We start from the raw sequence: 22,402 nt of genomic DNA, 5'->3' as shown, positions 1-22,402 counted from the left end.
ATGAAGATCGGCGAGCTGTCGGAGCGCACCGGCATCCCCACCCGCATGCTGCGGTACTACGAGCAGCAGGAGCTGCTGTCGTCGCACCGCTGCGCGAACGGCTACCGCGCGTACGACGAAGCCGACGTGGAGCGCGCACGCCGTGTGCGCGGACTCATCCAGGCGGGGCTCTCCACGCGGATGGCCAAGGTCGTGCTCGACATCGAACGCCAGTGCGAGCTGGCCGCGCCGCCGGAGTGCTCCCTCGCCCTCGCCGAAGAGCTCGCTTCCGAGCTCGCGGCGCTCGAGGAGCGCATCGCGTGCCTGACGAAGAGCCGCGACGCCGTCTCCCGCTATCTCCAGCTGACGCGTCACGGCGATCTCATCGGCGCACTGCGGGCGGGGTGACGGCATTCGCTTTCGGGTCCGCCGTCGAAGCAGGGCAGAATCGAACAATGGCCGTCTCCCCGCTGCTCAACCCCGATCACGCCTGCCTCATCGTCCACGGCAGCGACCGCCCGGGAATCGTCGCGGCGGTCTCGGCGATGATCACGCGCATCGGCGGCAACATCGTCGCCTTCGACCAGTACTCCGACGACCCGACCGGCGGCGCGTACTTCCAGCGCGTGGTGTTCCACCGTCCCCGGTTCGCAGCCGACCGGCCGCACATCGAGGCGGAGATCGCTCAGACCCTCGCGGGCTTCGATCTCGAATGGTCGCTGACCGACCAGTCTGCGCCCAAGCGCATGGCGATCCTGGCGTCGCGCCAGGACCACTGCCTGCTGGACCTGCTGTGGCGGCACCGCCGAGGCGAGCTTCCGGTGACGATCCCCATGGTGATCTCGAACCACACCACGTCGGCCGAGGACGTCCGCTCGTTCGGCGTGCCGTTCTTCCACGTGCCGTCGGTCGCGGGTCCCGACAAGTCGGAGTCCGAGGCGAAGATCCTCGAGCTGCTGCGGGGCAACGTCGACTTCGTCGTGCTCGCTCGCTACATGCAGATCCTGTCGCCGGGCTTCCTCGAGCGGCTCGCCGTGCCGGTGATCAACATCCATCACTCCTTCCTGCCGGCCTTCATCGGAGCCGAGCCGTACAAGAAGGCCAAGGAGCGCGGCGTCAAGCTCATCGGCGCGACGTCGCACTACGTCACCGGGGACCTCGACGAGGGACCGATCATCGAGCAGGACACGGTGCGCGTCACGCACGCCGACTCCGCCGCCGAACTGGCACGCCGCGGCGCCGACGTCGAACGCCAGGTGCTCTCGCGCGCCGTCCTGTGGCACGCCCAGGACCGCGTGATCCGTCACGGCAATCACACCATCGTGTTCTGACCAGCGCGCGGTCAGCGCTCGAGCACGACCGCGAGGCCCTGACCCACGCCGATGCAGATCGCCGCGACGGCGACGCCGCCTCCGCGGCGCGCGAGCTCGTGCGCCGCGCGGCCGATGATGCGCCCGCCCGATGCGCCCAGAGGGTGACCGATCGCGATCGCGCCGCCGTGAACGTTGAGCTTCGCGGGATCGAGCTCCGGCCACAGCGCCAGGCACGCCAGGCTCTGCGAAGCGAACGCCTCGTTCAGCTCGACCAGATCGACGTCGGCCCACGTGCGCCCCGCCCGCGCGAGCGCGCGATCGGCTGCCTCGACGGGGGCCACACCGAAGACATCCGGATCGTTGCCGGACGCGCCGCGGCCGGCGATCCGGGCGAGCGGCTCGGCATCCACCGCGCCGTCGCGGCCGATCAGGACGGCCGAGGCGCCGTCGCTGAGGGGCGACGCGTTGCCCGCGGTCACCGTGCCGTCCTCGGCGAAGAGCGCGGCCAGCGACCCGAGCCTCTCCAGCGACGTGTCGTCGCGGATGCCCTCATCGCGGGCAAGCGGCGCGCCCGGCACCTGCACGATCTCGTCGTCGAAGACGCCGTCGGCCCAAGCCCGCGCGGCGCGACGGTGGCTCTCCAGCGCGAACCCGTCCTGGGCCGCGCGGGAGATGCCGTGGATCCGGGCGAGCTTCTCGGCCGACTCGCCGTTCGAGATGGTCCACGCCGTCGGCAGCGCCGGGTTCACCATGCGCCAGCCGATCGCGGTGTTCCACAGCGTCTGGTTCCCCGTGGGCCACGGCCTGTGGGACTTCTCGACGACGAACGGGGCGCGACTCATCGATTCGACGCCTCCGGCGAGGACGACATCGGCGTCTCCTGCCTCGATCGCGCGCGATGCCTGGATCACGGCTTCGAGACTGGATCCGCACAGCCGGTTCACGGTGATACCGGGCACGGACGTGGGAAAGCCCGCCAGCAGTGCGGCCATCCGCGCCACGTTGCGGTTGTCCTCGCCCGCCTGGTTCGCATCGCCGAGGATGACGTCGTCGAGCTGCGCCGGATCGATGCCGGTCCGCTCGACGACAGCGCGGACCGCGACCGCGGCGAGGTCGTCGGGCCGGACGCCCGACAGCGCGCCGCCGGCTCTGCCGAACGGCGTGCGTACGGCGTCGTACACGTATGCGGGAGCCACGTCGCTCCTTCCCAGGCTCAGAACACGTACTCCATGAGCTCGACTCCGAGCGTACGGAAGGCCTCGTGCGCCCGCAGCCGGTGGTAGATCGACAGGTCGTCGAAGCACACGATCAGCGCGTACGCCACACCGGCGCGCGGGCCCGCGAGGACACCCGCCTCGACCCGGATGCCGGCATCCCGGCCGGTCTTGTTCACGAAGAGGAGTCCGTAGTCATCGTTCTCGTGCGCGAAGGGGTCCAGTCCCGTCGCGGATGCCACCAGCGACAGGTCGTGGTTGAGGCTCAGCCACTCCGCGACCTGGGCGCTCACTCCCGGGGAGACGACCTGCGAGTTCACCAGCGCGGCGAAGATCTCGGCCAGCTCGCGTGCCGAGCCGAGCGCGAAGTGCGGGGCGTCGTCGGGGCCCCGTTCGTCACGGAACCGGTCCAGCAGCGCGGAGCGCGTGAGGCCGAGCTGCTCGATGCGGGTGCGCACCGCCTCCAGACCGACCCGGGACAGCAGCGCGTTCGTCGCCAGCGCGTCACCCGTGGATGCCGTGAGCACGGCGAGGTCCGACAGCGGCAGCGCCGGCGCCTTCAGGTGCTGCCAGACGCCGCCGACGGTCACCGTCTCGACGCCGGACCGGTCGACGATCTCGAGCGGGTCCAGCCGCCCGGATTCGAAGCCGGCCGCGACCTCGATGAGCAGCGGCACGACACCGAGCCCGGCGATCGGCAGGGTGACGAAGTCGTCGCCCGTGAGGACGGAGGTCCCCCGGTCGAGATCGTTGATGCGCACGGAGACCTTCGCTCCGGACGCGGCGAGGTCATCGAGCGCCTTCAGCGTCGACGTGAATGAGCGGCGTCCGACCGCCGCCCTTCTGGGCGGTCGGCGACTGGTGCCGCGCCGCGACCCCCGCAGCGATTCGGCATCCCTTCTGGGCTCAGTGCCCACGGGGCTTCCTTCCTGTGCGTTCAGGTGGCAGGTGTTCCGTCGGGTCCTTGCGTGTTCAGTTGGATGCGAGCGGCCTCCGGCCGGCTCACCAGATGGTGACGCGCTGCTCGGGGTCGAGCCACAGCCTGTCGGCCTTGGTGACCCCGAAGGCATCGTAGAACGCGTCGATGTTGCGCACGATCTGGTTGCAGCGGAATTCGTTCGGCGCGTGCGGGTCGATCGTCAGCAGCCGGATGGTCTCGGCATCCCGCCCCTTCTGCTGCCAGATCTGCGCCCAGCTCAGCAGCAGGCGCTGGATGCCGGTGAAGCCGTCGATCTCGGGACCGTCGGGGTCCCCGCCGTCCGCGGACTTGGCGACGTGGAGCCGGTAGGCCTTGATGGCGATGCCGAGACCGCCGAGGTCGCCGATGTTCTCGCCGATCGTGAGCGAGCCGTTGACCTTGTACTCCTCCGACAGCCCGGTCGGCGTCAGCGCGTCGAACTGCGCGATGAGGTTTCGGGTGCGCTCCTCGAACGCCGCACGGTCCTCGTCGGTCCACCAGTCGCGCAGCGACCCGTCCCCGTCGAAGCGGCTCCCCTGGTCGTCGAACCCGTGCCCGATCTCGTGGCCGATGACAGCCCCGATGCCGCCGTAGTTGGCGGCGGCGTCGCGGCCGGCGTCGAAGAACGGATACTGCAGGATCGCGGCGGGGAACACGATCTCGTTCATCAGCGGGTTGTAGTACGCGTTGACCGTCTGCGGCGTCATGTACCACTCGTCGCGGTCGATCGGCTGGCCGACCTTGTCGAGCTGCCGGTCGTGCTCCCACACGTGCGCACGCCGCACGTTGCCGACGAGATCGGTCGCATCGATCTCGAGCGTGGAGTAGTCCTTCCACTTGACCGGGTAGCCGATCTTGGGCGTGAAGGCATCCAGTTTGGCCAGGGCCCGCTCGCGGGTCTCGGGGCTCATCCACTCGAGCTCCGCGATCGACTGCCGGTACGCCTCGATGAGGTTCCCCACCAGCTCGTCCATCGCCCCCTTGGCCGCCGGCGGGAAGTGCCGCTCGACGTACACGCGGCCGATCGCCTCTCCCATCGCCGCCTCGGCCAGGCTCACGCCGCGCTTCCAGCGCTCGCGGTTCACGGGAACGCCCGTGAGCTGGGTGCCGTAGAACGCGAAGTTCTCGGCGACGAAGTCGTCGGAGAGGAACGGCGCCGCCGAGTGCACGACGGTGAACCGCAGCCACGCCTTCCAGTCCTCGAGCCGGTCCTCGACGAGCAGCGCGCCGAGGCCCTCGAGATAGCTCGGCTGGTACACGTTGACCTCGCCGAATGCCTCGCCGCGGCCGGGCGCGGCGCCCTCGAGCCACGGCGTCAGGTCGGCGCCGACGAGCTCCTGCACCTCGTCCCACGTCTTGAGGTTGTAGGTCTTGACGGCGTCGCGGCTGGCGACGTTGTCCCAGTGGTGGGTGGCGAGCTCTGTCTCGAGGGCGAAGACGCGGTCGGCGGCGGCCGCGGCATCCTCGACGTGCGCCAGCTCCAGCATCCGCTGCAGATGCGCGCGGAAGGCGGTGCGGGTCGGCTCGAAGCTGTCCAGACGGTAGTAGCTCTCGTCGGGAAGCGACAGTCCGCCCTGGATGAAGAACGGCACGTATCGCTGCGGGTTGCCCGGGTCCGGCTCGATGTACAGGTGGATGAGCGCCGCGACGCCGTCGCGCTCGAACTGCCCGACGACGCCCAGGAACTCCGGGATGCTGCCGATCGCGTCGATCCGTGCGAGCACGTCGGCCAGCGGAGCGGCGCCGAGCTCCTCGATGCGCTCGACGTCCATGAAGCTCGTGTAGAGGTCGCCGATCTTGCGCGCCTCCGTGCCCGGCTCGGCGCGCTGCGACTCCTCGACGATCGCGTGGACGTCCTTCTCGGCCTGCTCGGCGATGAGGTGGAACGAACCCCAGCGGGCCTTGTCGTCGGGGATCTCGGTCCGCTCCAGCCATGCGCCGTTGACGTGGCGGAAGAGGTCGTCCTGAGGGCGGATCTCGGCGCTCAGCTCCTCGAGCGCGAGACCGGAGCGGGCGGCGTCGGTCATGGGTCCAGGGTAGTGGCCCGCCCGAGGGCAGCGGTCGTGCGGCCTAGGCTCGGAGCGTGACGAGCACGCGCGACACGCTGAACCGCGACATCCTGCGATTGGCCGTCCCGGCGCTCGGCGCGTTGATCGCCGAGCCGATGTTCCTCATCGTCGACTCGGCACTGGTGGGTCACCTCGGTGTGACGCCGCTCGCGGGACTGGGGATCGCCTCCGCGGTCCTGCAGACGATCGTCGGCCTCATGGTGTTCCTCGCGTACTCGACGACGCCGGCAGTCGCCCGGCGGTTCGGCGCGGGCGACCCCTCGCGCGCCGTCTCGGTGGGGATCGACGGCATGTGGCTCGCGCTCGGCATGGGCGCGGTGCTGGCCCTCGTCGGGTACCTCGCCACCCCGTTCCTGGTGTCGCTGTTCGGCGCGGCGCCCGCCGTGGCCGGGCAGGCGGAGACCTACCTCGGCATCTCGATGTGGGGCCTGCCGGCGATGCTGGTCGTGTTCGCCGCGACCGGGCTGCTGCGCGGCATGCAGGACACGGTGACGCCGCTGTGGATCGCCGGTGTGGGCTTCGGTGCCAACGCCTTGCTCAACTGGCTGTTCATCTACGGCTTCGGCTGGGGAATCGCGGGGTCGGCGGTCGGCACGGTCGTCGCGCAGTGGGGCATGGTCGCCGCCTACGTCGTCGTGGTCGGCCGGCTCGCGCGCCGGCACGAGGCATCCGTCCGCCCGCAGCGGGACGGCGTCAGCGGATCGGCCCGATCGGGCGGATGGCTCTTCCTGCGCACCGTGTCGCTGCGCGTGGCGCTGCTGGCGACGGTGGCCGTCGCGACAGGCCTCGGCACCGGCGAACTGGCGGGCTGGCAGGTCGCCTTCACCATCTTCTCGACGGCGGCCTTCGCCCTCGACGCCCTCGCCATCGCCGCGCAGGCGCTCATCGGCAAGGGGCTCGGCGCGGGCGACACCCCCCTGGTGCGCCGTGTGCTCGGCCGGACGGTCGCATGGGGCGCGTGGTTCGGCGTGGTCGTCGGGGCGCTCATCGGGGCCTTCTCCGGTGTGATCGGCCTGGTGTTCACCGGTGACGCCGCCGTCGCGGCGCTCGTGCAGCCCGCTCTTGTCGTGCTCGCCGTCGCGCAGCCGGTGTGCGGAGTCGTCTTCGTGCTCGACGGCGTGCTGATCGGCGCCGGCGACGCGAAGTACCTCGCGATCGTCGGCGTCCTCAACCTCGTGCCGTTCCTGCCCGTCCTCGCCCTCGTCGGGATGCTGCATCCGGCCGGGGCGGCCGGTCTGGCGTGGCTCGCGGCGGCGTTCTTCGGCGTCTACATGCTCGCGCGCCTGGTGACGCTCGGCTGGCGGGTGCGCGGCGCCGCGTGGATGACGGTCGGCGTCTGAGCGCCGTCCGGACCCGTGTCACGCCCAGCGGCGGCACCACTCGTACATGACGACGGCGCCGGCCGCACTGGCGTTGATCGAGCGCGTGGAGCCGTACTGGGTGATCTCCACCACCGCGGATGCCGCCGCCAGCGCCTCGGGTGAGAGCCCGGGTCCCTCCTGACCGAACAGCAGCACGCACGCCTCCGGCAGGTCGGCGTCGGGAAGCGGCACCGATCCCGGCACGTTGTCGATCGCGATCACCGGCAGGGATGCGGCATCCGCCCATGCCGCGAAAGCCGCGACGTCCTCGTGATGGCGCACGTGCTGGTAGCGGTCGGTGACCATCGCGCCGCGGCGGTTCCAGCGCCTTCGGCCGATGATGTGCACCTCGGCCGCGAGGAACGCGTTGGCGCTGCGCACGATCGAGCCGATGTTCATGTCGTGCTGCCAGTTCTCGATCGCGACATGGAAGCCGTGGCGGCGCGTATCGAGATCGGCGACGATCGCCTCCATCCGCCAGTACCGGTACGCGTCCACGACGTTGCGGCTGTCGCCGCGCGCCAGCAGGTCCGGGTCGTAACGCGGATCATCCGGCCATGCGTCGGGACCACCCGGCCACGGACCGACGCCGACGGGGAGCGTCGGCTCACCCGTTCCGGGCGCGTCAGCAGTGGTCACCGGCTCAGGCTATCCCCGTGTCCCCCGCACGGCGGACGCGCCAGAGGCGCGTTCACGCGCCTATCGGACATGATCGCCAGGCGAGGGACGACGCCGGCGCAACACCGACGTGAATGATCTTTCGGTGCGCCGAAACTGCGGTAATCTTTCGGGGTGCCGAAAGATTCCGTCGTCGCCGACGTCGACCGGACGCCGCGGACCGACCGTCCGCGGACTCCGCGGTCGCTGCCGCGTCTAGCCTGGCTGATCGGTCCCGCGCTCGTCGCCGGGGTGGCCTACCTCGACCCCGGCAATGTCGCGAGCAACATGACCGCCGGCGCCCGGTACGGCTACCTCCTGGTGTGGGTGGTGGTGATCGGCAACGTCATGGCGTGGCTGATCCAGTACCTGTCGGCCAAGCTCGGCATCGTCACCGGCCGGAGCCTTCCCGAGACGCTCGGCATCCGGATCCGCAGCCGATGGGGACGGCGGGCGTACTGGCTGCAGGCCGAGCTCGTCGCGATGGCCACCGACATCGCGGAGGTGATCGGCGGGGCGGTTGCGCTGTACCTGCTGTTCGGCGTCCCGCTGCTGTGGGGCGGCGTCATCACCGGCGCGGTGTCGATCGCGCTGCTGCTGATCCAGTCGCGACGGGGACCGAAGCCGTTCGAGTTCGTCGTGATCGGCCTGCTGGTCATCATCGCGGTCGGGTTCTCGTTCGGGGTCTTCCTCGCGCCGCCCGAGCCCTCCGCGGTCGCCACCGGACTCGTTCCACGGTTCGAGGGAACCGACTCGGTGCTGCTGGCCGCCTCGATCCTGGGCGCAACGATCATGCCGCACGCGATCTACGCGCACAGCGCCCTCGCGCGGGACCGGTTCGCGCCGGCGGCCGCGGTCGGGCGCCTGCGGGGCTCCCGCTCGGAGCCGGACGCCTCAGCGGGCCCCCGGGTCGACGTCCCGCTCGAGGAGCTGCGCGGCATCTCGACCCGGCGGCTGCTGCGTGCCACGAGGTGGGATGTCACGATCGCGATGCTCATCGCCGGCACGGTGAACCTGTGCATCCTGCTCCTGGCGGCGGCGAACCTGGCCGGCGTGCCGGGCACCGACTCGCTCGAGGGCGCGTACGCCGCCCTGGACGTGGGGCTCGGGCCGCTCGTGGCGACGCTGTTCGCCGTGGGACTGCTCGCGAGCGGCCTCGCCTCGACGTCGGTCGGCGCGTACGCTGGCGCCGAGATCATGCACGGGCTGCTGCACGTGCGCATCCCGCTGCTGGCGCGACGGCTGATCACGCTCGTCCCGGCGCTGGCGATCCTCGCACTGGGCTTCGACCCGACTCTGGCCCTCGTGCTCAGCCAGGTCGTCCTGTCCTTCGGCATCCCGTTCGCGCTCGTCCCGCTCGTCGTGCTGACGGCGAAGCCGGACGTGCTCGGCGGGTACCGCAACCGCGTGTGGACGACGGTCGCGGGAGCCCTCGCCTCGGTCTTCCTCATCGCGCTCAACGCGGTGCTGCTCTGGCTCGTGCTCACGGGGGCCTGAGCGGCGCCGGTAGCCTGAACACGTGGCATCCCCCGCCGTCGACGACTATCTCAAGACGATCTACCACCACACCGAGTGGCAGGACGACCGGATCACTCCGTCGCAGCTGGCGGCAGAGCTGGGCCTGGCCCCCTCGAGCGTGACCGAGATGGTCCGCAAGCTGGCGGCTCAGGGACTCGTGACGCATCGCCCGTACGGGCCCATCTCACTGTCGGAGGAGGGTGCGCGCCGCGCGGCATCCATCATCCGACGACACCGTCTCATCGAGACCTGGCTCGTCAGCGAGTTCGGCTACGCGTGGGATGAGGTGCACGACGAAGCCGAGGTGCTCGAGCACGTCATCAGCGACCGGCTCCTCGAGGGCATCGACGAGCGGCTGGGCCGCCCCCGCTTCGACCCGCACGGCGATGCGATCCCGGATGCCGACGGCACGGTGCACCGCGAGCCCTTCGTCCTGCTCGCGCTGGCGCCCGCCGGGCACGTCGGACGCGTGCTCCGGGTGAGCGACCGCGATCCCGAGGTGCTGCGCGCTGTCGAGGCGGCTGGGGTGCTGGTGGGGACGACCGTGACGGTCGCGGATGCCGCCGCACCGCGGCTGACCATCGGCGCCGCAGCCGGCGGAACGGACGTGTCGCTGCCGGCGGCCGCCGCCGACGCCGTCTGGCTTTCCGCCTGATCACATCCGCGGGCGGCCGCTTGGAACGTCCGAGTGTTCACAACTCAGGCTGGAGGCCGCATCCTGGCCGGCTCGGGACCACGGGGGCCCGTTCAGCCTGAGTTATGCGCAGAGTGGTGGCCGCAGGCAGTCGGGTTCCGGTGCCGCGGCGGCTCAGTGGCGCGGCCGGGCGGCCGCTTCGAACGGCCAGTGCACGCCGGTCGCGCTCTCGGCCGCCTCCCACAGGCGCGACGCGATCTCGGGGTCACGGGTGATGCGGGATGCCGTCGCGCGGCGCGGCTCGCCGCGGGTGCCGGTGCGCGGGCCCCAGAACTCCCCGCCGCGCACCCCGGGGTCCACCAGCGCCCGCACCAGCGGCCAGGCCCCGTGCTCCTTGGACTGTGCGATGCCGGCCTGCAGCCGGTCCTTCAGGCGCTTGGCGCGTGACGGCTCGTTGACTCCGGCGATCTCGGGGGTGCGCCCGCCGATGGAGTAGCCGGGGTGCGCGACGATGCTCGACACCGGCACGCCCGCAGCACGCAGACGGCGGTCCGCCTCGAATCCGAGCGATGTCGTGGCGACCTTCGACTGCACGTAGGCGCGCCACGACGAGTAGCGCTCGGTCAGATGGGGGTCGACCGGGTCGTACGGCGTCAGCGACGTCGACACGCTGCCCACCCACACCATGCGCCCCTCGGCCTCGGCCAGGGCGGGCAGCAGCTCTCCCGCGAGCGCGAAGTGCCCCAGCACATTCGTCGCGAACACGACCTCGTGCCCGTCGACCGTGGTCTGGCGCGTCTTGGGCGCGTGCACGATGCCGGCGTTCAGCAGCACGCCGTCCAGGCGTCCGCGGCCGCGCACGCTCGCCGCCGCCGAGCGCACCGAGCCGAGGTTGCTGGTGTCGAGGATCAGCGGCTCGGTGGCATCCGGCGAGGCATCCGGAACCCGTCGCCGGATCGCGGCGCGCGCGCTCGAGAGCCGGTTGGGATGCCTCGCCGACATGACCACGCGCGCGCCCGCGCGCACCAGCTGCTCCGAGGCGAAATAGCCCAGGCCCGCGTTGGATCCGGTCACGAGATAGACACGGCCGGAGAGGTCGGGGAGGCTCCGGGGGTCCCAGGTCACGACTTCGACCTTATGCCCGCCGCCCCCATAGTCTGGACGCATGCGCACCCGTGCCGACATCGATTGCTGGCTGACCGACATGGACGGGGTGCTGGTCCACGAGAACACCCCGATTCCGGGCGCTTCGGCGCTGCTGCAGCAGTGGCGCGACAGCGGAACCCCCTTCCTCGTGCTCACCAACAACTCGATTTTCACGCCGCGGGATCTGAGCGCCCGGCTGCGGGCTTCCGGGCTCATCGTGCCCGAGGAGTCGATCTGGACCTCCGCCCTGGCGACCGCTGACTTCCTCCGCAGCCAGATGCCCGGGGGCACGGCGTTCGTGATCGGCGAGGCGGGTCTCACGACGGCGCTGCACGAGGCCGGTTTCATCATGACGGAGACGCGCCCCGACTACGTCGTCGTCGGCGAGACGCGCAACTACTCGTTCGAGGCGATCACCAAGGCAATCCGGTTCATCAACGCCGGCGCCCGGTTCATCGCGACCAATCCCGATGCGACCGGCCCGTCGACCGAGGGGGTGCTGCCGGCCACGGGGGCGATCTCGGCCCTCATCACCAAGGCCACCGGCATGGAGCCCTACGTCGTCGGCAAGCCGAATCCCATGATGTTCCGCTCGGCGATGAACCGGCTCGGGGCGCACTCCGAGAACACCGGCATGATCGGCGACCGCATGGACACCGACGTGGTGGCGGGCATCGAGGCGGGTCTGCACACCGTGCTGGTCCTCACCGGCATCAGCGACGCCGCCGAGATCCAGCGGTACCCGTTCCGCCCCGACGAGGTGCTGGAGTCGGTCGCGGACCTGCTGCATCACGAGCCGGTCGAGTCGGAGATGCCCGAGGGCATCTGACCTTCGACGCGAGGCGACCGCGTCGGGGGTTCCCGGTAGGGTCGCACCATGGGAGCGCTCGACGTCGGCGAACGGGTGGAGGCGCGGGATGCCGCGGCCTGGCGCGCGTGGCTCGAGCAGAACCATCGCACCTCCACGGGTGCGTGGCTGGTGCGAGCCCGCCCGGGCTCGGGCCTGACGTTCGTCGAGTACGAGGACGCGATCCTCCAGGCGCTGTGCTTCGGATGGATCGACGGACCGGTGCGCACGTTCGACGACCTCCGGGGCGGGCTGTGGTTCGCGCCGCGGCGACCGTCGAGCGGGTGGGCGGCGACCAACAAGGCGCGCGTGGAACGGCTCGAAGCCGAAGGGCTCCTCGCCGAAGCCGGCATCCGCGCCATCGAGGTCGCGAAGGCGAACGGCTCGTGGACGGTGCTCGACAACGCCGAGGCCCTCCGGGAGCCCGACGACCTCGCCGCCGCGCTCGACGCCGTCCCGGCCGCCCGGGCGGCGTGGGATGCCTTCCCGCCGTCGGTGCGCAAGCTCGGCATCACGAACGTCGACACCGCACGCCGCACCGAGACCCGCGCGGCGCGCATCGCGAAGCTCGTCGCGGACGCGGCGGAGGGGAAGAGACCGTGATGAGCGAGTTCGAGCAGAGCCTGCTGCTGATGACGAGCGGCCTCATCATCCTCGGCACGCTCGTGGTGGTGCTGTGGCAGTGGTGGCGCGGGCGCGGCCGCGGCGGAGACCGCGACTGACCGAGGGAGCGCAGCGACCGAGACGAACGGCCTACTGCGGCGCGAGTCCCAGGTCGTCGAGGTCGATGGCCGCGAGCCACTGCAGACCCTCGGCCTCGACCGCGGCCTGGGCACCGGTCTTGCGGTCGACGATCACGGCGACGGCGACCGGCTCGGCACCCTCGCGCCGCAGCGCCTCCACGGCTTTCAGCGCCGACTGGCCGGTGGTGGAGGTGTCCTCGACCACCACGACGCGCTTGCCCGCGACATCCGCTCCCTCCACCTGACGGCCGCGGCCGTGGTCCTTGGGCTCTTTGCGGACGACGAAGGCGTCCAGCGGCCGCGTCGTGCGGGCCGACTCGTGCATCACGGCGTTCGCGATCGGGTCGGCGCCGAGGGTCAGTCCCCCGACGGCGACGATGCCGTCGATATCGCGGATGAGATCGAGCATGATGCGCCCGATCGCCGGAGCGGCACGGTGGTCCAGGGTGAGCTTGCGCATGTCGACGTAGTACGACGCCTTCTTCCCGCTGGAAAGCGTGAAGTCGCCGTGGAACACCGCCTCGGCCTTGATCAGCGCGATGAGCTGCTGGCGGTCGAGTTCGAGCTCGGGCGTCGAGGCGGCGGTCATGGGATCGAGTCTACGGATGCCGCGATCCGGCGAGAGATCGCGGCATCCGTCTCACCCGATCAGTCCAGGAACGTCGAGATCCACGCCAGGTCGTCGGCGCGGTCGATCCGGTAGACGCCGCCCGTGCCTGCGCACGTGACGTTCAGCCCGTACGAGGTGACACCGGCGATCACGTTCGAATCGCCGATGAAGTTCGGGCCGCCCGAGTCGCCCGAGCACGTTCCACCGGTGTGGGCGTTGTTCGACAGCAGCAGCGAGCCCTCCCCCGTGAAGCCGGTGTTGATCTGGTTCAGCTTCGGGTACGAGACCATCCGCAGCCGGTCGGCCTGGTTCTTCACGTCCGCGATCGAGTCGGGGAAGCTCTTCTGCAGGCCGTATCCGACCGCGGTGAAGGTGACGTCCTGCTTGCCGCGCTGGGTGGCCAGCGCGTCGAGCTGGTTGAGCGTCGGCAGTGCTCCGTACTCGTCGACGATGACGGGTTCGTCGAGCACCACGATGCCGAGGTCGTAGAGGTAGAAGGCGGCGTCGTCGTACTGCGGGTGCGTGTAGGGGGTGCCCGAGACCTCCCCGTCGGTCGGGTAGCCCACGGCCGCGGCATCCCTCAGGTCGTCGTCGAACCAGATCTCGACATGGTCGGCGCCGTACGTGCAGTGTCCGGCGGTGAGGTAGACGGTGGGCGAGATGAGCGTCCCGCTGCAGCGCCACTGCGGCTCGCCGTCGATGAAGGCCACCATCAGGCCCACGTTCGGATGATCGTCACCATCGGGCACGCCGTTCGTGATGGCTTGGGCCGGTGACGCGATGGACAGGAACAGAAAAGCCGCCGCGGCAGCCGCGACGGCGAGCGCTGGTTTGCGCATGGTGCCTCCCTTTGTCAGGTTGCGGTAGAGCATTCCACCGCGGCGCGGCGGCGACAAGGGGTTCCTTCGCACGGGAGCGTCGCCGCCCCGACCTAGGCTTGATCCCATGCGCTTGGCCACCTGGAACGTCAACTCCATCCGCGCGCGTGTCGACCGCATCGTCGGCTTCGCCGAGCGCGAGCACATCGACGTGCTCGCGATGCAGGAGATCAAGTGCAAGGTCGACCAGTTCCCGTTCGACCGCTTCGAGGAGGCCGGCTACCACGTCGAGGCGCACGGCTTCTCGCAGTGGAACGGCGTGGCGATCGCCAGCCGCGAGCCGATCACCGACGTGCGGACCGAGTTCCCCGGCATGCCGGGCTTCGCGAAAGGACACACCGGCCCCGATGCCCCGCAGGAGGCGCGCGCGCTCGGCGCGACGATCGGCGGCGTCGAGGTGTGGAGCCTGTACGTGCCCAACGGCCGGTCGCTGGGCGACCCGCACTTCTTCTACAAGCTGGAATGGCTGTCGGCCCTGGCGCAGTACACCGGTGCGGCGCTGACGGCGAACCCGGATCTTCCGCTGGCGCTCGTCGGCGACTTCAACATCGCTCCGACGGATGCCGACAACGGCGACCCCGCCGTCGTGCAGGGCTTCTCGACGCATGTGTCCCCGCCCGAGCGCGAGGCGTTCGCCGCGCTGGAGGCGGCCGGGCTGCAGGACGTCGTGCGGCCGCTCGTGCCGACGGGCTTCACGTACTGGGACTACAAGCAGCTGCGCTTCCCGCGCAATCAGGGCATGCGCATCGACTTCATCCTCGGCTCGCACGCGCTCGCCGATGCGGTCACCGCAGCGGCGATCCACCGCGACGAGCGCAAGGGTGAGGCGCCGAGCGACCACGTTCCCGTCGTCGTCGACCTGGATCTGCAGGGCCCCGATGACGACGATCGGCCCATGATCTTCTGATTCGGCGCTAGATTCGGAGAAATTCTTCGTTTCGCGTCACGTTTCGCGAATCGAGACGTCCTGTCTTGTGTACGCCACGCTGCGTCCATTCAGGGGGGACTCCGTACGGGGTCACCGCGGGACGCGGCCGGCGCCTGGCGCGGTGTCGCCCGCCAGGCCGCACCCGTGAAACGCACGCCGATCGGCGAGGAAGGTGAACCCGTGTCGAGCCCCGTCCACCCCAACGTGGACGACGCTCCCCTCGAGCCCTCGGACGACGAGCTCGTCGTCGCGGCCCGGAGCGGCGACGACGCGGCGTACGCGACGCTGTGGGAGCGCCACGTCGGCAGCGGACTGCGTGCCGCGCGCGCGGTGGCTCCGAGCTTCGACCCCGACGACCTCGTGTCGGAGGCGTTCACGTCGATCCTGAGCGCCATCCGCAACGGTGGCGGGCCGCGAGAGGGATTCCGGCCCTATCTGTTCAGCACCATCCGCAACCTCGCCGCGTCGTGGGGACGACGCGCGCAGGAGCTGCCGGTGGACGACTTCGACGATCGGCTCGAGAACGCGTCGGAGGACGCGGCCGAGAGCATCGCCGAACGGTCTGTGCTCGTGCAGGCGTTCCGGACGCTGCCCGAGCGCTGGCGCGAGCTGCTGTGGTACACCGAGGTCGAGGGCATGAAGCCGCGCGAGATCGCGCCGCTGCTGGGGATGTCCTCCAACGCGGTGTCGGCCCTGGCCTATCGCGCCCGGGAGGGCTTCCGGCGAGCGTGGCTCGAGGCGCACGTCGCCGACCCGAATCGGCCGGCCGAGTGCCGGTGGGTCTGCGAGCGCATCCTCGCCGGCGGCAAGATGTCGCGCGGCGACCGCCGTCGCTTCGACGAGCACCTCGCGCAGTGCGCGGCGTGCCAGATCGTCTCGGCCGACATCGAGAACGTCTCTCACAAGCTGCGAGTGGTCCTTCTCCCACTCGTCCTGGGCGGGGCGGGGGCCCTCGCCTACACCGCCGACGCCACTCCGGCCGCGGCGGCAGGGGCCGCGACCGTCGTGGGGAACGGCGCGGATCCATCCCAAGGGATGGCGACCGGCGACGCGGGGGCACGTCGCGCGGGGGATGCCGGGGGCATCGGGGTTGGCAGCGCTGCGGCGGTGGGGGCCGCCGCGAGCGTTGCAGGGGCTGGCGGCGCCGCGGGACTGGGGACCGCGGCGACCGCCGCAGGGGATGCGGGCGCCGGGGCGGTGGGGACCGCCGCGAGCGCCGCAGGGGCCGCAAGCGCCGGGGCGGTGGGGACCGCCGCGAGCGCCGCAGGGGCCGCAAGCGCCGGGGCGGTGGGGACCGCCGCGAGCGCCGCAGGGGTCGTGGGCGCCGGCGGTGGCGCTGCCGGTGCGGGGGGCACCGGCGGCGCCACCCCGGCGGTCATCGGCATCCTGGTGGGTCTGGGCGTGGCCGCCGTCGCCGCCGCGGCCGCCATCGTGATCGCGGTGGCGCCGTGGGGAACGCCACCGGCTCCCGACCCGGACGTGGCCATCGAAGCGCCGTCCGACACCGCACCCGATCGACCGGCCGCCGACCGACCGGCGCCGCAGGCTTCTGCGGCACCCGAGGCGCCCGTCGCCGCACCCGTCACAGAACCGATCACGTCGCCGCCGGTGACGGCACCCGTGCCGCTTTCAGACCCGTCACCGGCACCGCGGCCGGTCACACCGCCGCCGCCCGCACCGAGTCCGGCTCCGGATCCGGTGCCCACACCGACACCCACGCCGAGTCCGACACCCACCCCGACGCCCACGCCGGTCTCGGCCACGCCGACCCTGAGCGCTCCGCAGCGCCTCGATTCGCCCGTGCCCGACGAGGTCACGGGCACCGGCGTTCCCGGGGCGGTCGTCACGCTGCTCGACGAGACCGGGACCGAACTGACCCGAGCCGACGTCGCGCCCGACGGGACGTTCACCGCTGCGCTGCCGGGCGACGCGCTGCATGACGGCATGACGGTCCGCGCCGTGCAGACCGACGCCCAGTCGCTGCCGTCCGAGCCGAGCACCGCGATCGGCCCGTATGTCTTCCCCGTGCCCACCGTGGCCTCGGAGGACGGCAGCCTCGACGCGACCCTGACCGACGTGGACGGCGACGGCGTCGGCGAGTTCCCGATCTTCCTCAGTGGCATCCCCGGCGAGACCGTCATCGTGGCCGTCGATTCCGTCTTCACCGGCAACGAGCATCGCCTGGAGGCAGAGCCGATCGAGCGGGTGGTGCGCAATGTGCGCGCCGGCACGCATGTGATCGGCATCCGGTACATCGATCCCGTCACCAAGCGAGTCGGACGTCTGGAGTCCTACACCTTCACCGTGACCGACCCGACCGGCTCGGCGCCCTGAGTCCGCACCGGGCGGCATCCGCTCTCCCCCGTGCGACGGATGTGGCGGATCGGGCCCGGCCGTAGCGTGGAGGGATGGCCGATTCCGCTTCCGCCCGCCTCGAGCGCCGACCGCCGCCGACGGCACGCGACCTCCGCAACGACGCGTGGCTGGCAGGCGCGCTGCTGCTCGGCGCCGTACTGAGCGCCGCTCTGGGCTCTGTCGCGGGCGTCTACGGCGGCGAGGAAGCGGCCGACATGCAGTGGGCGCTGCTGTACGCGGTCGGCCTCGCCGCCCCGCTCGCTGTCCGGCGCCGGTACCCCGAGATCGTGGCGATCGTCGTCGCCGTGGTGTTCTTCGCCGGGGTGTCCGCACGCATCCCGGAGCTGTACGTCAGCAACATCGCCGTCTTCATCGCGATGTACACGGTGGGCGCGTGGGTCGACGACCGGCGCCGGGCGATGTTCGTACGCGTCGGCATCATCGTCGGCATGTTCGTGTGGCTGCTGATCACGACGTTCCAGGCGGCCATCGATCCGAGCGATGAGACCCTGTCACGGGCCGGCCTGTTCTCCCCGTTCGCGGCCTTCATGCTCATCCAGTTCCTCGTCAACGCGGCCTTCTTCGGCGGCGCCTACTACTTCGGCGATCGGTCGTATGCGGCCGCGCTCTCGCGGGCCGCGCTCGAGGAGCGCACGCACGAGCTGGAACGCGAGCGCGAGGTCACCGCCGCCCAGGCCGTCGCCCTCGACCGCGTCCGGATCGCGCGCGAGCTTCACGACGTCGTCGCGCACCACGTCTCGGCGATGGGCGTGCAGGCGGGTGCGGCACGCGCGGTGCTGGACCGGGACCCGGATGCCGCGCGGGCGGCGCTGCTCGGCGTCGAGGCATCCGCTCGGTCCGCACTGCAGGAGCTGCGGCATCTGCTGGAGACGCTGCGGACTTCCGCGACCGACGCCGAGGGCGGCTCGACGGTCCACGTGTCGGCCCTGCCCGACCTCATCGCGCACGCCAACGACAACGGCCTTCCCACGACGTTCACGGTGATCGGCGAGCCGGTCGAGCTGCCCGAGGTCACCCAGGTGAACCTCTACCGCATCGCACAGGAGGCGCTGACCAACGCCCGCCGTCACGGCGGGCCCGGCGCCTCCGCCGACGTCCGGCTGCGCTACGGCGACGACGCCGTGGAACTCGAGGTGTCGAACACCGGGCGTTCCACCACGCCGATGCGACCGGGGCTCGGGATCGTGGGGATGCGGGAACGGGCGGCGGCATCCGGGGGAACGCTCGAGGCGGGACCGCGCAGCCGTGGCGGGTTCCTGGTCCGGCTGCGCATCCCGCTCGGCGGGGACTCCATCGATCGGGCGGCGTCGTCCGGCGCGGCGGTGCGCGCATGACCGCCTCCCCGATCCGCGTGCTCCTCGTCGACGACCACGCCGTCATGCGCGCCGGATTCCGCATGATCCTGGAGTCGGCCGGCGACATCGCCGTCGTCGGTGAGGCGACGACCGGCGTGGAGGCCCTGGCGGCGGCATCCGCCCTTCGGCCTGACGTCATCTGCATGGACGTGCAGATGCCGGACATGGACGGGCTCGAGGCGACCCGGCGCCTCGCGGCGGACCCGGGCGTGACGGCGGCCGTCGTGATCGTGACGACCTTCGACCGCGACGACTACCTGTTCGACGCGCTGGCCTCCGGTGCGAGCGGCTTCCTGCTCAAGAACGCCGGGCCCGAGGAGCTGGTCGCCGCCGTGCGCGTGGCGGCTGCCGGCGATGCGCTGCTGGCTCCCGAGGTGACCCGCCGCGTGATCCAGCGGTTCGCCCGCTCGCCTGTCGAGGCCCGGGCCGCCGGTGCCGGCCGCGAGAATCCGCCGCACGGCCGAGACCGTGGGGTTCACCCGGAGTCTCGGCCGCCGGGTGGATTCTCGGCGCGCGAGGGGCCTGCGCCGGTGCCCGACCTGACCGAGCGGGAGGCGGAGGTGCTGCGGCTCGTGGCGCAGGCGCTCAGCAACGCCGAGATCGCGGCGCGGCTGTACATCGGCGAGGCGACCGTGAAGACGCACGTGTCCAACGTGCTGCAGAAGCTCGGCGCCCGCGATCGCGTCGCTGCCGTCGTCTACGCGCACCGCCACGGTCTCGCCTGACGCGTCCCCGGCCGCGGTGCCGGCCGCCGGTGCCCATGACTCAGGCTGGAAGGGCCCGGATGCCGGCATCCGGGCCGGCGAGGCGGGTTCTGCCTGAGTTGCGATCAGGGGCGCGGGGCCCGAGACGACGGATGCCCCGGCCGGGCGCAGTGCGCCGGACGGGGCATCCGTGATGCGTACCGGAGGAGATCGGCGATCGGGAGGACGGACTCGGGTTCTCCGTCCTCCGCAGGAGCGATCTCCTCCGGAGGTGCGAGGACGCGGCTCAGGCCGCGACGGGGACCTCGGCGAAGCGGTCGATCAGCGCGACGAACGCCTGGAGGTAGCCGGCGAGGAACTCGGCGGTCTGCTCGTTGGTGACCTCGCCGTTGTCGGTGAACAGGCCCGGCGTGCTCTGCACGTAGCCCTCGGGCTGGCCCAGCGTGGGCGCGTTGTAGTGGCTGAGGATCGCCTTCAGGTGCTGCTGCGCCGCGGCGGTCGCGATGCCGCCCTGCGACGTGCCGATGACGGCGGTGGGCTTGCCGTCGAAGGATGCCTGGCCCCACGGGCGGGCCGACCAGTCGAGGGCGTTCTTCAGCACGCCGGGGATGGAGCGGCTGTACTCCGGAGTGATGATGATGACGCCGTCGGCGTCGGCGATCGCCTGCTTGAAGTCGCGCGCGACCTGGGGGAAGTCGGCGTCGTAGTCGGGCGTGTAGAACGGGAGGTCCTTGATGGGGATCTCGACGAGGGTGGTGCCCTCGGGGGCGAGACGCTCGAGCGCCTTCGCCAGGCGGCGGTTGATCGAGGTCGACGAGATGCTGCCGACGATGTAGCCGATGGTCCGATCGGTCATGGTGCGTCTTCTCCTTCACACGGCGGCGCTCCAGGCGGTGCGCCGGGGACGTTCCAACATCTATTCAAGTACATGCACTGGCCATCTATTCCCTCGCATGAAAATCCGCCGGCGTCTTCGACCCTCCCCCGCGGGGCGGTCCCGCGGAATCCGCCTCAGGGCGGAGGCGCGGCGCGACCCCGCTCCGTAGCGTGGAGCACGTCCCGATCGGATGCGGGCCGGAAGGAGAGAGGGATGCTGCGACTGCGAGGCATCACCAAGAGCTATGGCGGGCGCCGTGTGCTCGACGACGTGTCGTTCGACGTGCGGCCGGGACGGCTCACGGGCTTCGTCGGCGGGAACGGCGCGGGCAAGACCACCACCATGCGCATCACCCTCGGGGTGCTGTCCAAGGACGCCGGCAGCGTGACGCTCGACGGCGCGGCGGTGACGACCGGAGACCGCCGCCGATTCGGCTACATGCCCGAGGAGCGCGGGCTGTACCCGAAGATGAAGGTCCTCGAGCACATCGTGTACCTCGCCCGCCTGCACGGCTTCTCCAAGACGGATGCCACGCACCGCGCACGCGCGCTGCTCGAGCAGCTCGGCCTCGGCGAGCGGCTCGAGGACAACGTCGAGACGCTGTCGCTGGGCAATCAGCAGCGCGCCCAGATCGCCGCTGCCCTCGTGCACGAGCCGCAGGTGCTGATCCTGGACGAGCCGTTCTCGGGACTGGACCCGCTGGCCGTCGACGTCGTCGCGAGCGTCCTGCAGGAGCGGGCCGCGGCCGGTGCGGCGGTGCTGTTCTCGTCGCATCAGCTCGACGTCGTCGAGCGCCTCTGCGACGACCTCGTCATCATCGCCGGCGGCACGATCCGCGCCGCCGGGGCCCGCGATGCGCTGCGGGCCGCGCACTCCACCCGCCGGTTCGAGCTCGTCTCGGCCGGTGACGCCGGTTGGCTCCGCACCGAGCCGGGCGTCGAGGTGCTCGACTTCGACGGCGGCTACGCCGTGTTCGATGCCGACAGCGACGAGACCGCGCAGCGGGTGCTGCGTCGAGCGGTCGCACAGGGGGACGTCGCGAGCTTCGCGCCGCAGCATCCCACCCTCGCCCAGATCTTCAAGGAGGTCATCCAGTGAGCACGCCTCTCCCCTCATCGACGACCGCGTCGGGTCTCAGCCCCGCGCAGGGCATCTGGCTCGTGGCCGAGCGCGAGATCGGCTCGAAGCTGCGCAGCAAGGCGTTCGTCATCTCCACCGCCATCCTGTTCGTCGGCGCGCTGGCGCTGGTGATCTGGGGCGGCTTCTCGGCGGCCAACTCCAGCGGCACGCCGGTGGCCGTCACCTCGGATGCCGAGCAGTACGTCACGGACGCGGAGGGCCTGGAGATCACCGATGTCGCCGACCGGGGCGAGGCGGAGTCCCTCGTCGAGAGCGGCGACGTGGACGCCGCGATCGTGGGCGATACGGCGTCGCCGACGGGCTTCACGGTGCTCGCCGACGACAGCGCCCCGACGCAGCTGCTGCTGCAGCTCGCACAGGTCCCGCCGGTCGAGCTGCTGAACCCCGATGACACCAACGCCGCGCTCGGCTACGTGGCCGCGATCGGCTTCGGTGTGGTGTTCCTCATGGCCGCGTCGCTGTTCGGTGGCACGATCGCGCAGAGCGTCGTCGAGGAGAAGCAGACACGCGTGGTGGAGCTGCTCATCTCCGCCATCCCGGTCCGCGTGCTGCTGGCGGGCAAGGTCATCGGCAACACGATCCTCGCGATGGCGCAGATCCTGATCCTCGCCGCGATCGCCGTCGTGGGCCTGACCGTGACGGATCAGACGGCGCTGCTGCAGGGCCTCGGCGGCCCCATCGCCTGGTTCGCGATCTTCTTCCTGTTCGGCTTCATCCTCCTCGCGTCGCTGTTCGCCGCGGCAGCGTCGATGGTGTCGCGTCAGGAGGACATCGGCTCGACCACCACGCCGCTGACGATGCTGATCATGGCGCCGTACTTCCTGGTGATCTTCTTCAACGACAACCCGCTGGTGCTCGGCGTCATGTCGTACGTGCCGTTCTCGGCGCCGGTGGGCATGCCGATGCGGCTGTTCCTCGGCGAGGCGCAGTGGTGGGAGCCGCTGCTGTCGCTCGTGATCCTCATCGCGACGTGCATCGCGGCGATCCTCGTCGGCGCCCGCATCTACGAGAACTCGCTGCTGCGCATGGGCGCGCGCGTCAAGCTCACCGAGGCGCTCTCGAGCTGACACGGCGCCTCGGATCGTTGAGCGAGCG

The 22,402-nt window shown here is 71.2% G+C and carries 21 protein-coding genes; 13 read left to right on the top strand and 8 right to left on the bottom strand.

What is annotated here, in order from left to right:
• Entirely contained in the window at positions 1–387 is a 387-nt protein-coding gene (locus AC5RVZ_RS00700; RefSeq protein WP_494063865.1) for a MerR family transcriptional regulator, read from the top strand.
• A 47-nt stretch (positions 388–434) separates the two neighbouring features.
• Positions 435–1,310, top strand: coding sequence for a formyltetrahydrofolate deformylase (gene purU / locus AC5RVZ_RS00695; protein ID WP_494063864.1), 876 nt, complete (start codon positions 435–437; stop codon positions 1,308–1,310).
• 11 nt (positions 1,311–1,321) lie between these two features.
• Here purU and AC5RVZ_RS00690 read toward each other — a convergent pair whose 3' ends face one another.
• From AC5RVZ_RS00690 to AC5RVZ_RS00680, 3 genes are all read right to left on the bottom strand, one after another.
• Positions 1,322–2,488: a thiolase family protein gene (locus AC5RVZ_RS00690; protein WP_494063863.1), complete on the bottom strand. Its 1,167-nt coding sequence runs from the start codon at positions 2,486–2,488 to the stop codon at positions 1,322–1,324.
• Positions 2,489–2,505: 17 nt separating this feature from the next.
• Entirely contained in the window at positions 2,506–3,390 is an 885-nt protein-coding gene (locus AC5RVZ_RS00685; protein ID WP_494064699.1) for a serine hydrolase, read from the bottom strand.
• A gap of 118 nt (positions 3,391–3,508) precedes the next feature.
• Positions 3,509–5,491, bottom strand: a complete 1,983-nt coding sequence (locus AC5RVZ_RS00680) for a M13 family metallopeptidase (RefSeq protein ID WP_494063862.1) — start codon at positions 5,489–5,491, stop codon at positions 3,509–3,511.
• 56 nt (positions 5,492–5,547) lie between these two features.
• On the opposite strand from AC5RVZ_RS00680, the gene AC5RVZ_RS00675 reads away from it, so the two are divergent.
• Positions 5,548–6,873 (top strand): MATE family efflux transporter, encoded by a 1,326-nt coding sequence (locus tag AC5RVZ_RS00675; protein ID WP_494063861.1) that lies wholly within the window; start codon positions 5,548–5,550, stop codon positions 6,871–6,873.
• Positions 6,874–6,891: 18 nt separating this feature from the next.
• On the opposite strand, the gene AC5RVZ_RS00670 is transcribed toward AC5RVZ_RS00675, so the two are convergent.
• The gene (locus AC5RVZ_RS00670) at positions 6,892–7,533 is read right to left on the bottom strand and encodes a TrmH family RNA methyltransferase (protein WP_494063860.1); all 642 of its coding nucleotides are present in this window, start codon (positions 7,531–7,533) and stop codon (positions 6,892–6,894) included.
• 225 nt (positions 7,534–7,758) lie between these two features.
• Here AC5RVZ_RS00670 and AC5RVZ_RS00665 point away from each other — a divergent pair, with 225 nt between their 5' ends.
• Both AC5RVZ_RS00665 and AC5RVZ_RS00660 read left to right on the top strand, forming a co-directional pair.
• Complete coding sequence (locus AC5RVZ_RS00665) at positions 7,759–9,048, top strand: Nramp family divalent metal transporter (RefSeq protein ID WP_494064698.1); 1,290 nt, start codon at positions 7,759–7,761, stop codon at positions 9,046–9,048.
• 22 nt (positions 9,049–9,070) lie between these two features.
• Positions 9,071–9,724, top strand: a complete 654-nt coding sequence (locus AC5RVZ_RS00660; RefSeq protein WP_494063859.1) for a metal-dependent transcriptional regulator — start codon at positions 9,071–9,073, stop codon at positions 9,722–9,724.
• Between the two features lie 153 nt (positions 9,725–9,877).
• On the opposite strand, the gene AC5RVZ_RS00655 is transcribed toward AC5RVZ_RS00660, so the two are convergent.
• On the bottom strand, positions 9,878–10,828 hold the full coding sequence (locus tag AC5RVZ_RS00655) for an SDR family NAD(P)-dependent oxidoreductase (protein WP_494063858.1): 951 nt from the start codon (positions 10,826–10,828) through the stop codon (positions 9,878–9,880).
• 40 nt (positions 10,829–10,868) lie between these two features.
• On the opposite strand from AC5RVZ_RS00655, the gene AC5RVZ_RS00650 reads away from it, so the two are divergent.
• A complete protein-coding gene (locus tag AC5RVZ_RS00650) occupies positions 10,869–11,678 on the top strand; it encodes an HAD-IIA family hydrolase (protein WP_494063857.1) in 810 nt (269 codons plus the stop codon).
• Positions 11,679–11,726: 48 nt separating this feature from the next.
• Positions 11,727–12,299 carry a YdeI/OmpD-associated family protein gene (locus AC5RVZ_RS00645; protein WP_494063856.1) on the top strand — a complete coding sequence of 191 codons (573 nt, stop codon included), beginning with the start codon at positions 11,727–11,729 and terminating at the stop codon, positions 12,297–12,299.
• A 150-nt stretch (positions 12,300–12,449) separates the two neighbouring features.
• Here AC5RVZ_RS00645 and pyrE read toward each other — a convergent pair whose 3' ends face one another.
• Positions 12,450–13,028, bottom strand: a complete 579-nt coding sequence (gene pyrE, locus AC5RVZ_RS00640; protein ID WP_494063855.1) for an orotate phosphoribosyltransferase — start codon at positions 13,026–13,028, stop codon at positions 12,450–12,452.
• Between the two features lie 59 nt (positions 13,029–13,087).
• Positions 13,088–13,888: a S1 family peptidase gene (locus tag AC5RVZ_RS00635; RefSeq protein WP_494063854.1), complete on the bottom strand. Its 801-nt coding sequence runs from the start codon at positions 13,886–13,888 to the stop codon at positions 13,088–13,090.
• 106 nt (positions 13,889–13,994) lie between these two features.
• Here AC5RVZ_RS00635 and AC5RVZ_RS00630 point away from each other — a divergent pair, with 106 nt between their 5' ends.
• The 4 genes from AC5RVZ_RS00630 (at position 13,995) to AC5RVZ_RS00615 (ending at position 19,311) form a co-directional block, all read left to right on the top strand.
• Entirely contained in the window at positions 13,995–14,834 is an 840-nt protein-coding gene (locus AC5RVZ_RS00630) for an exodeoxyribonuclease III (protein WP_494063853.1), read from the top strand.
• A gap of 201 nt (positions 14,835–15,035) precedes the next feature.
• Positions 15,036–17,189: a sigma-70 family RNA polymerase sigma factor gene (locus AC5RVZ_RS00625; protein ID WP_494063852.1), complete on the top strand. Its 2,154-nt coding sequence runs from the start codon at positions 15,036–15,038 to the stop codon at positions 17,187–17,189.
• Positions 17,190–17,263: 74 nt separating this feature from the next.
• Positions 17,264–18,565 carry a sensor histidine kinase gene (locus AC5RVZ_RS00620; protein ID WP_494063851.1) on the top strand — a complete coding sequence of 434 codons (1,302 nt, stop codon included), beginning with the start codon at positions 17,264–17,266 and terminating at the stop codon, positions 18,563–18,565.
• The gene (locus AC5RVZ_RS00615; protein WP_494063850.1) at positions 18,562–19,311 is read left to right on the top strand and encodes a response regulator; all 750 of its coding nucleotides are present in this window, start codon (positions 18,562–18,564) and stop codon (positions 19,309–19,311) included. The genes AC5RVZ_RS00620 and AC5RVZ_RS00615 overlap by 4 nt, the downstream gene beginning before the upstream one ends.
• A 265-nt stretch (positions 19,312–19,576) precedes the next feature.
• Here the strand turns inward: AC5RVZ_RS00615 and AC5RVZ_RS00610 are convergent, their stop codons facing one another.
• Positions 19,577–20,146 (bottom strand): NADPH-dependent FMN reductase, encoded by a 570-nt coding sequence (locus tag AC5RVZ_RS00610; protein ID WP_494063849.1) that lies wholly within the window; start codon positions 20,144–20,146, stop codon positions 19,577–19,579.
• 234 nt (positions 20,147–20,380) lie between these two features.
• On the opposite strand from AC5RVZ_RS00610, the gene AC5RVZ_RS00605 reads away from it, so the two are divergent.
• Both AC5RVZ_RS00605 and AC5RVZ_RS00600 read left to right on the top strand, forming a co-directional pair.
• The gene (locus AC5RVZ_RS00605; RefSeq protein ID WP_494063848.1) at positions 20,381–21,265 is read left to right on the top strand and encodes an ABC transporter ATP-binding protein; all 885 of its coding nucleotides are present in this window, start codon (positions 20,381–20,383) and stop codon (positions 21,263–21,265) included.
• The gene (locus tag AC5RVZ_RS00600; protein WP_494063847.1) at positions 21,262–22,374 is read left to right on the top strand and encodes an ABC transporter permease; all 1,113 of its coding nucleotides are present in this window, start codon (positions 21,262–21,264) and stop codon (positions 22,372–22,374) included. The genes AC5RVZ_RS00605 and AC5RVZ_RS00600 overlap by 4 nt, the downstream gene beginning before the upstream one ends.
• The last annotated feature ends 28 nt before the right edge of the window (positions 22,375–22,402 follow it).

The organism is Arthrobacter sp. Cza30 (genome assembly GCF_059090765.1).
This window is presented reverse-complemented; position numbering and strand designations above follow the sequence as displayed.

Excerpts from the sequence above, each read along its gene's own strand:
- AC5RVZ_RS00630 (WP_494063853.1), top strand. The coding sequence starts at position 13,995 with ATGCGCTTGGCCACCTGGAACGTCAACTCCATCCGCGCGCGTGTCGAC.
- AC5RVZ_RS00605 (WP_494063848.1), top strand. The coding sequence starts at position 20,381 with ATGCTGCGACTGCGAGGCATCACCAAGAGCTATGGCGGGCGCCGTGTG.
- AC5RVZ_RS00620 (WP_494063851.1), top strand. The coding sequence starts at position 17,264 with ATGGCCGATTCCGCTTCCGCCCGCCTCGAGCGCCGACCGCCGCCGACG.
- AC5RVZ_RS00615 (WP_494063850.1), top strand. The coding sequence starts at position 18,562 with ATGACCGCCTCCCCGATCCGCGTGCTCCTCGTCGACGACCACGCCGTC.
- AC5RVZ_RS00680 (WP_494063862.1), bottom strand. The coding sequence starts at position 5,491 with ATGACCGACGCCGCCCGCTCCGGTCTCGCGCTCGAGGAGCTGAGCGCC.
- AC5RVZ_RS00610 (WP_494063849.1), bottom strand. The coding sequence starts at position 20,146 with ATGACCGATCGGACCATCGGCTACATCGTCGGCAGCATCTCGTCGACC.
- AC5RVZ_RS00700 (WP_494063865.1), top strand. The coding sequence starts at position 1 with ATGAAGATCGGCGAGCTGTCGGAGCGCACCGGCATCCCCACCCGCATG.
- purU (WP_494063864.1), top strand. The coding sequence starts at position 435 with ATGGCCGTCTCCCCGCTGCTCAACCCCGATCACGCCTGCCTCATCGTC.
- AC5RVZ_RS00650 (WP_494063857.1), top strand. The coding sequence starts at position 10,869 with ATGCGCACCCGTGCCGACATCGATTGCTGGCTGACCGACATGGACGGG.
- pyrE (WP_494063855.1), bottom strand. The coding sequence starts at position 13,028 with ATGACCGCCGCCTCGACGCCCGAGCTCGAACTCGACCGCCAGCAGCTC.
- AC5RVZ_RS00635 (WP_494063854.1), bottom strand. The coding sequence starts at position 13,888 with ATGCGCAAACCAGCGCTCGCCGTCGCGGCTGCCGCGGCGGCTTTTCTG.
- AC5RVZ_RS00645 (WP_494063856.1), top strand. The coding sequence starts at position 11,727 with ATGGGAGCGCTCGACGTCGGCGAACGGGTGGAGGCGCGGGATGCCGCG.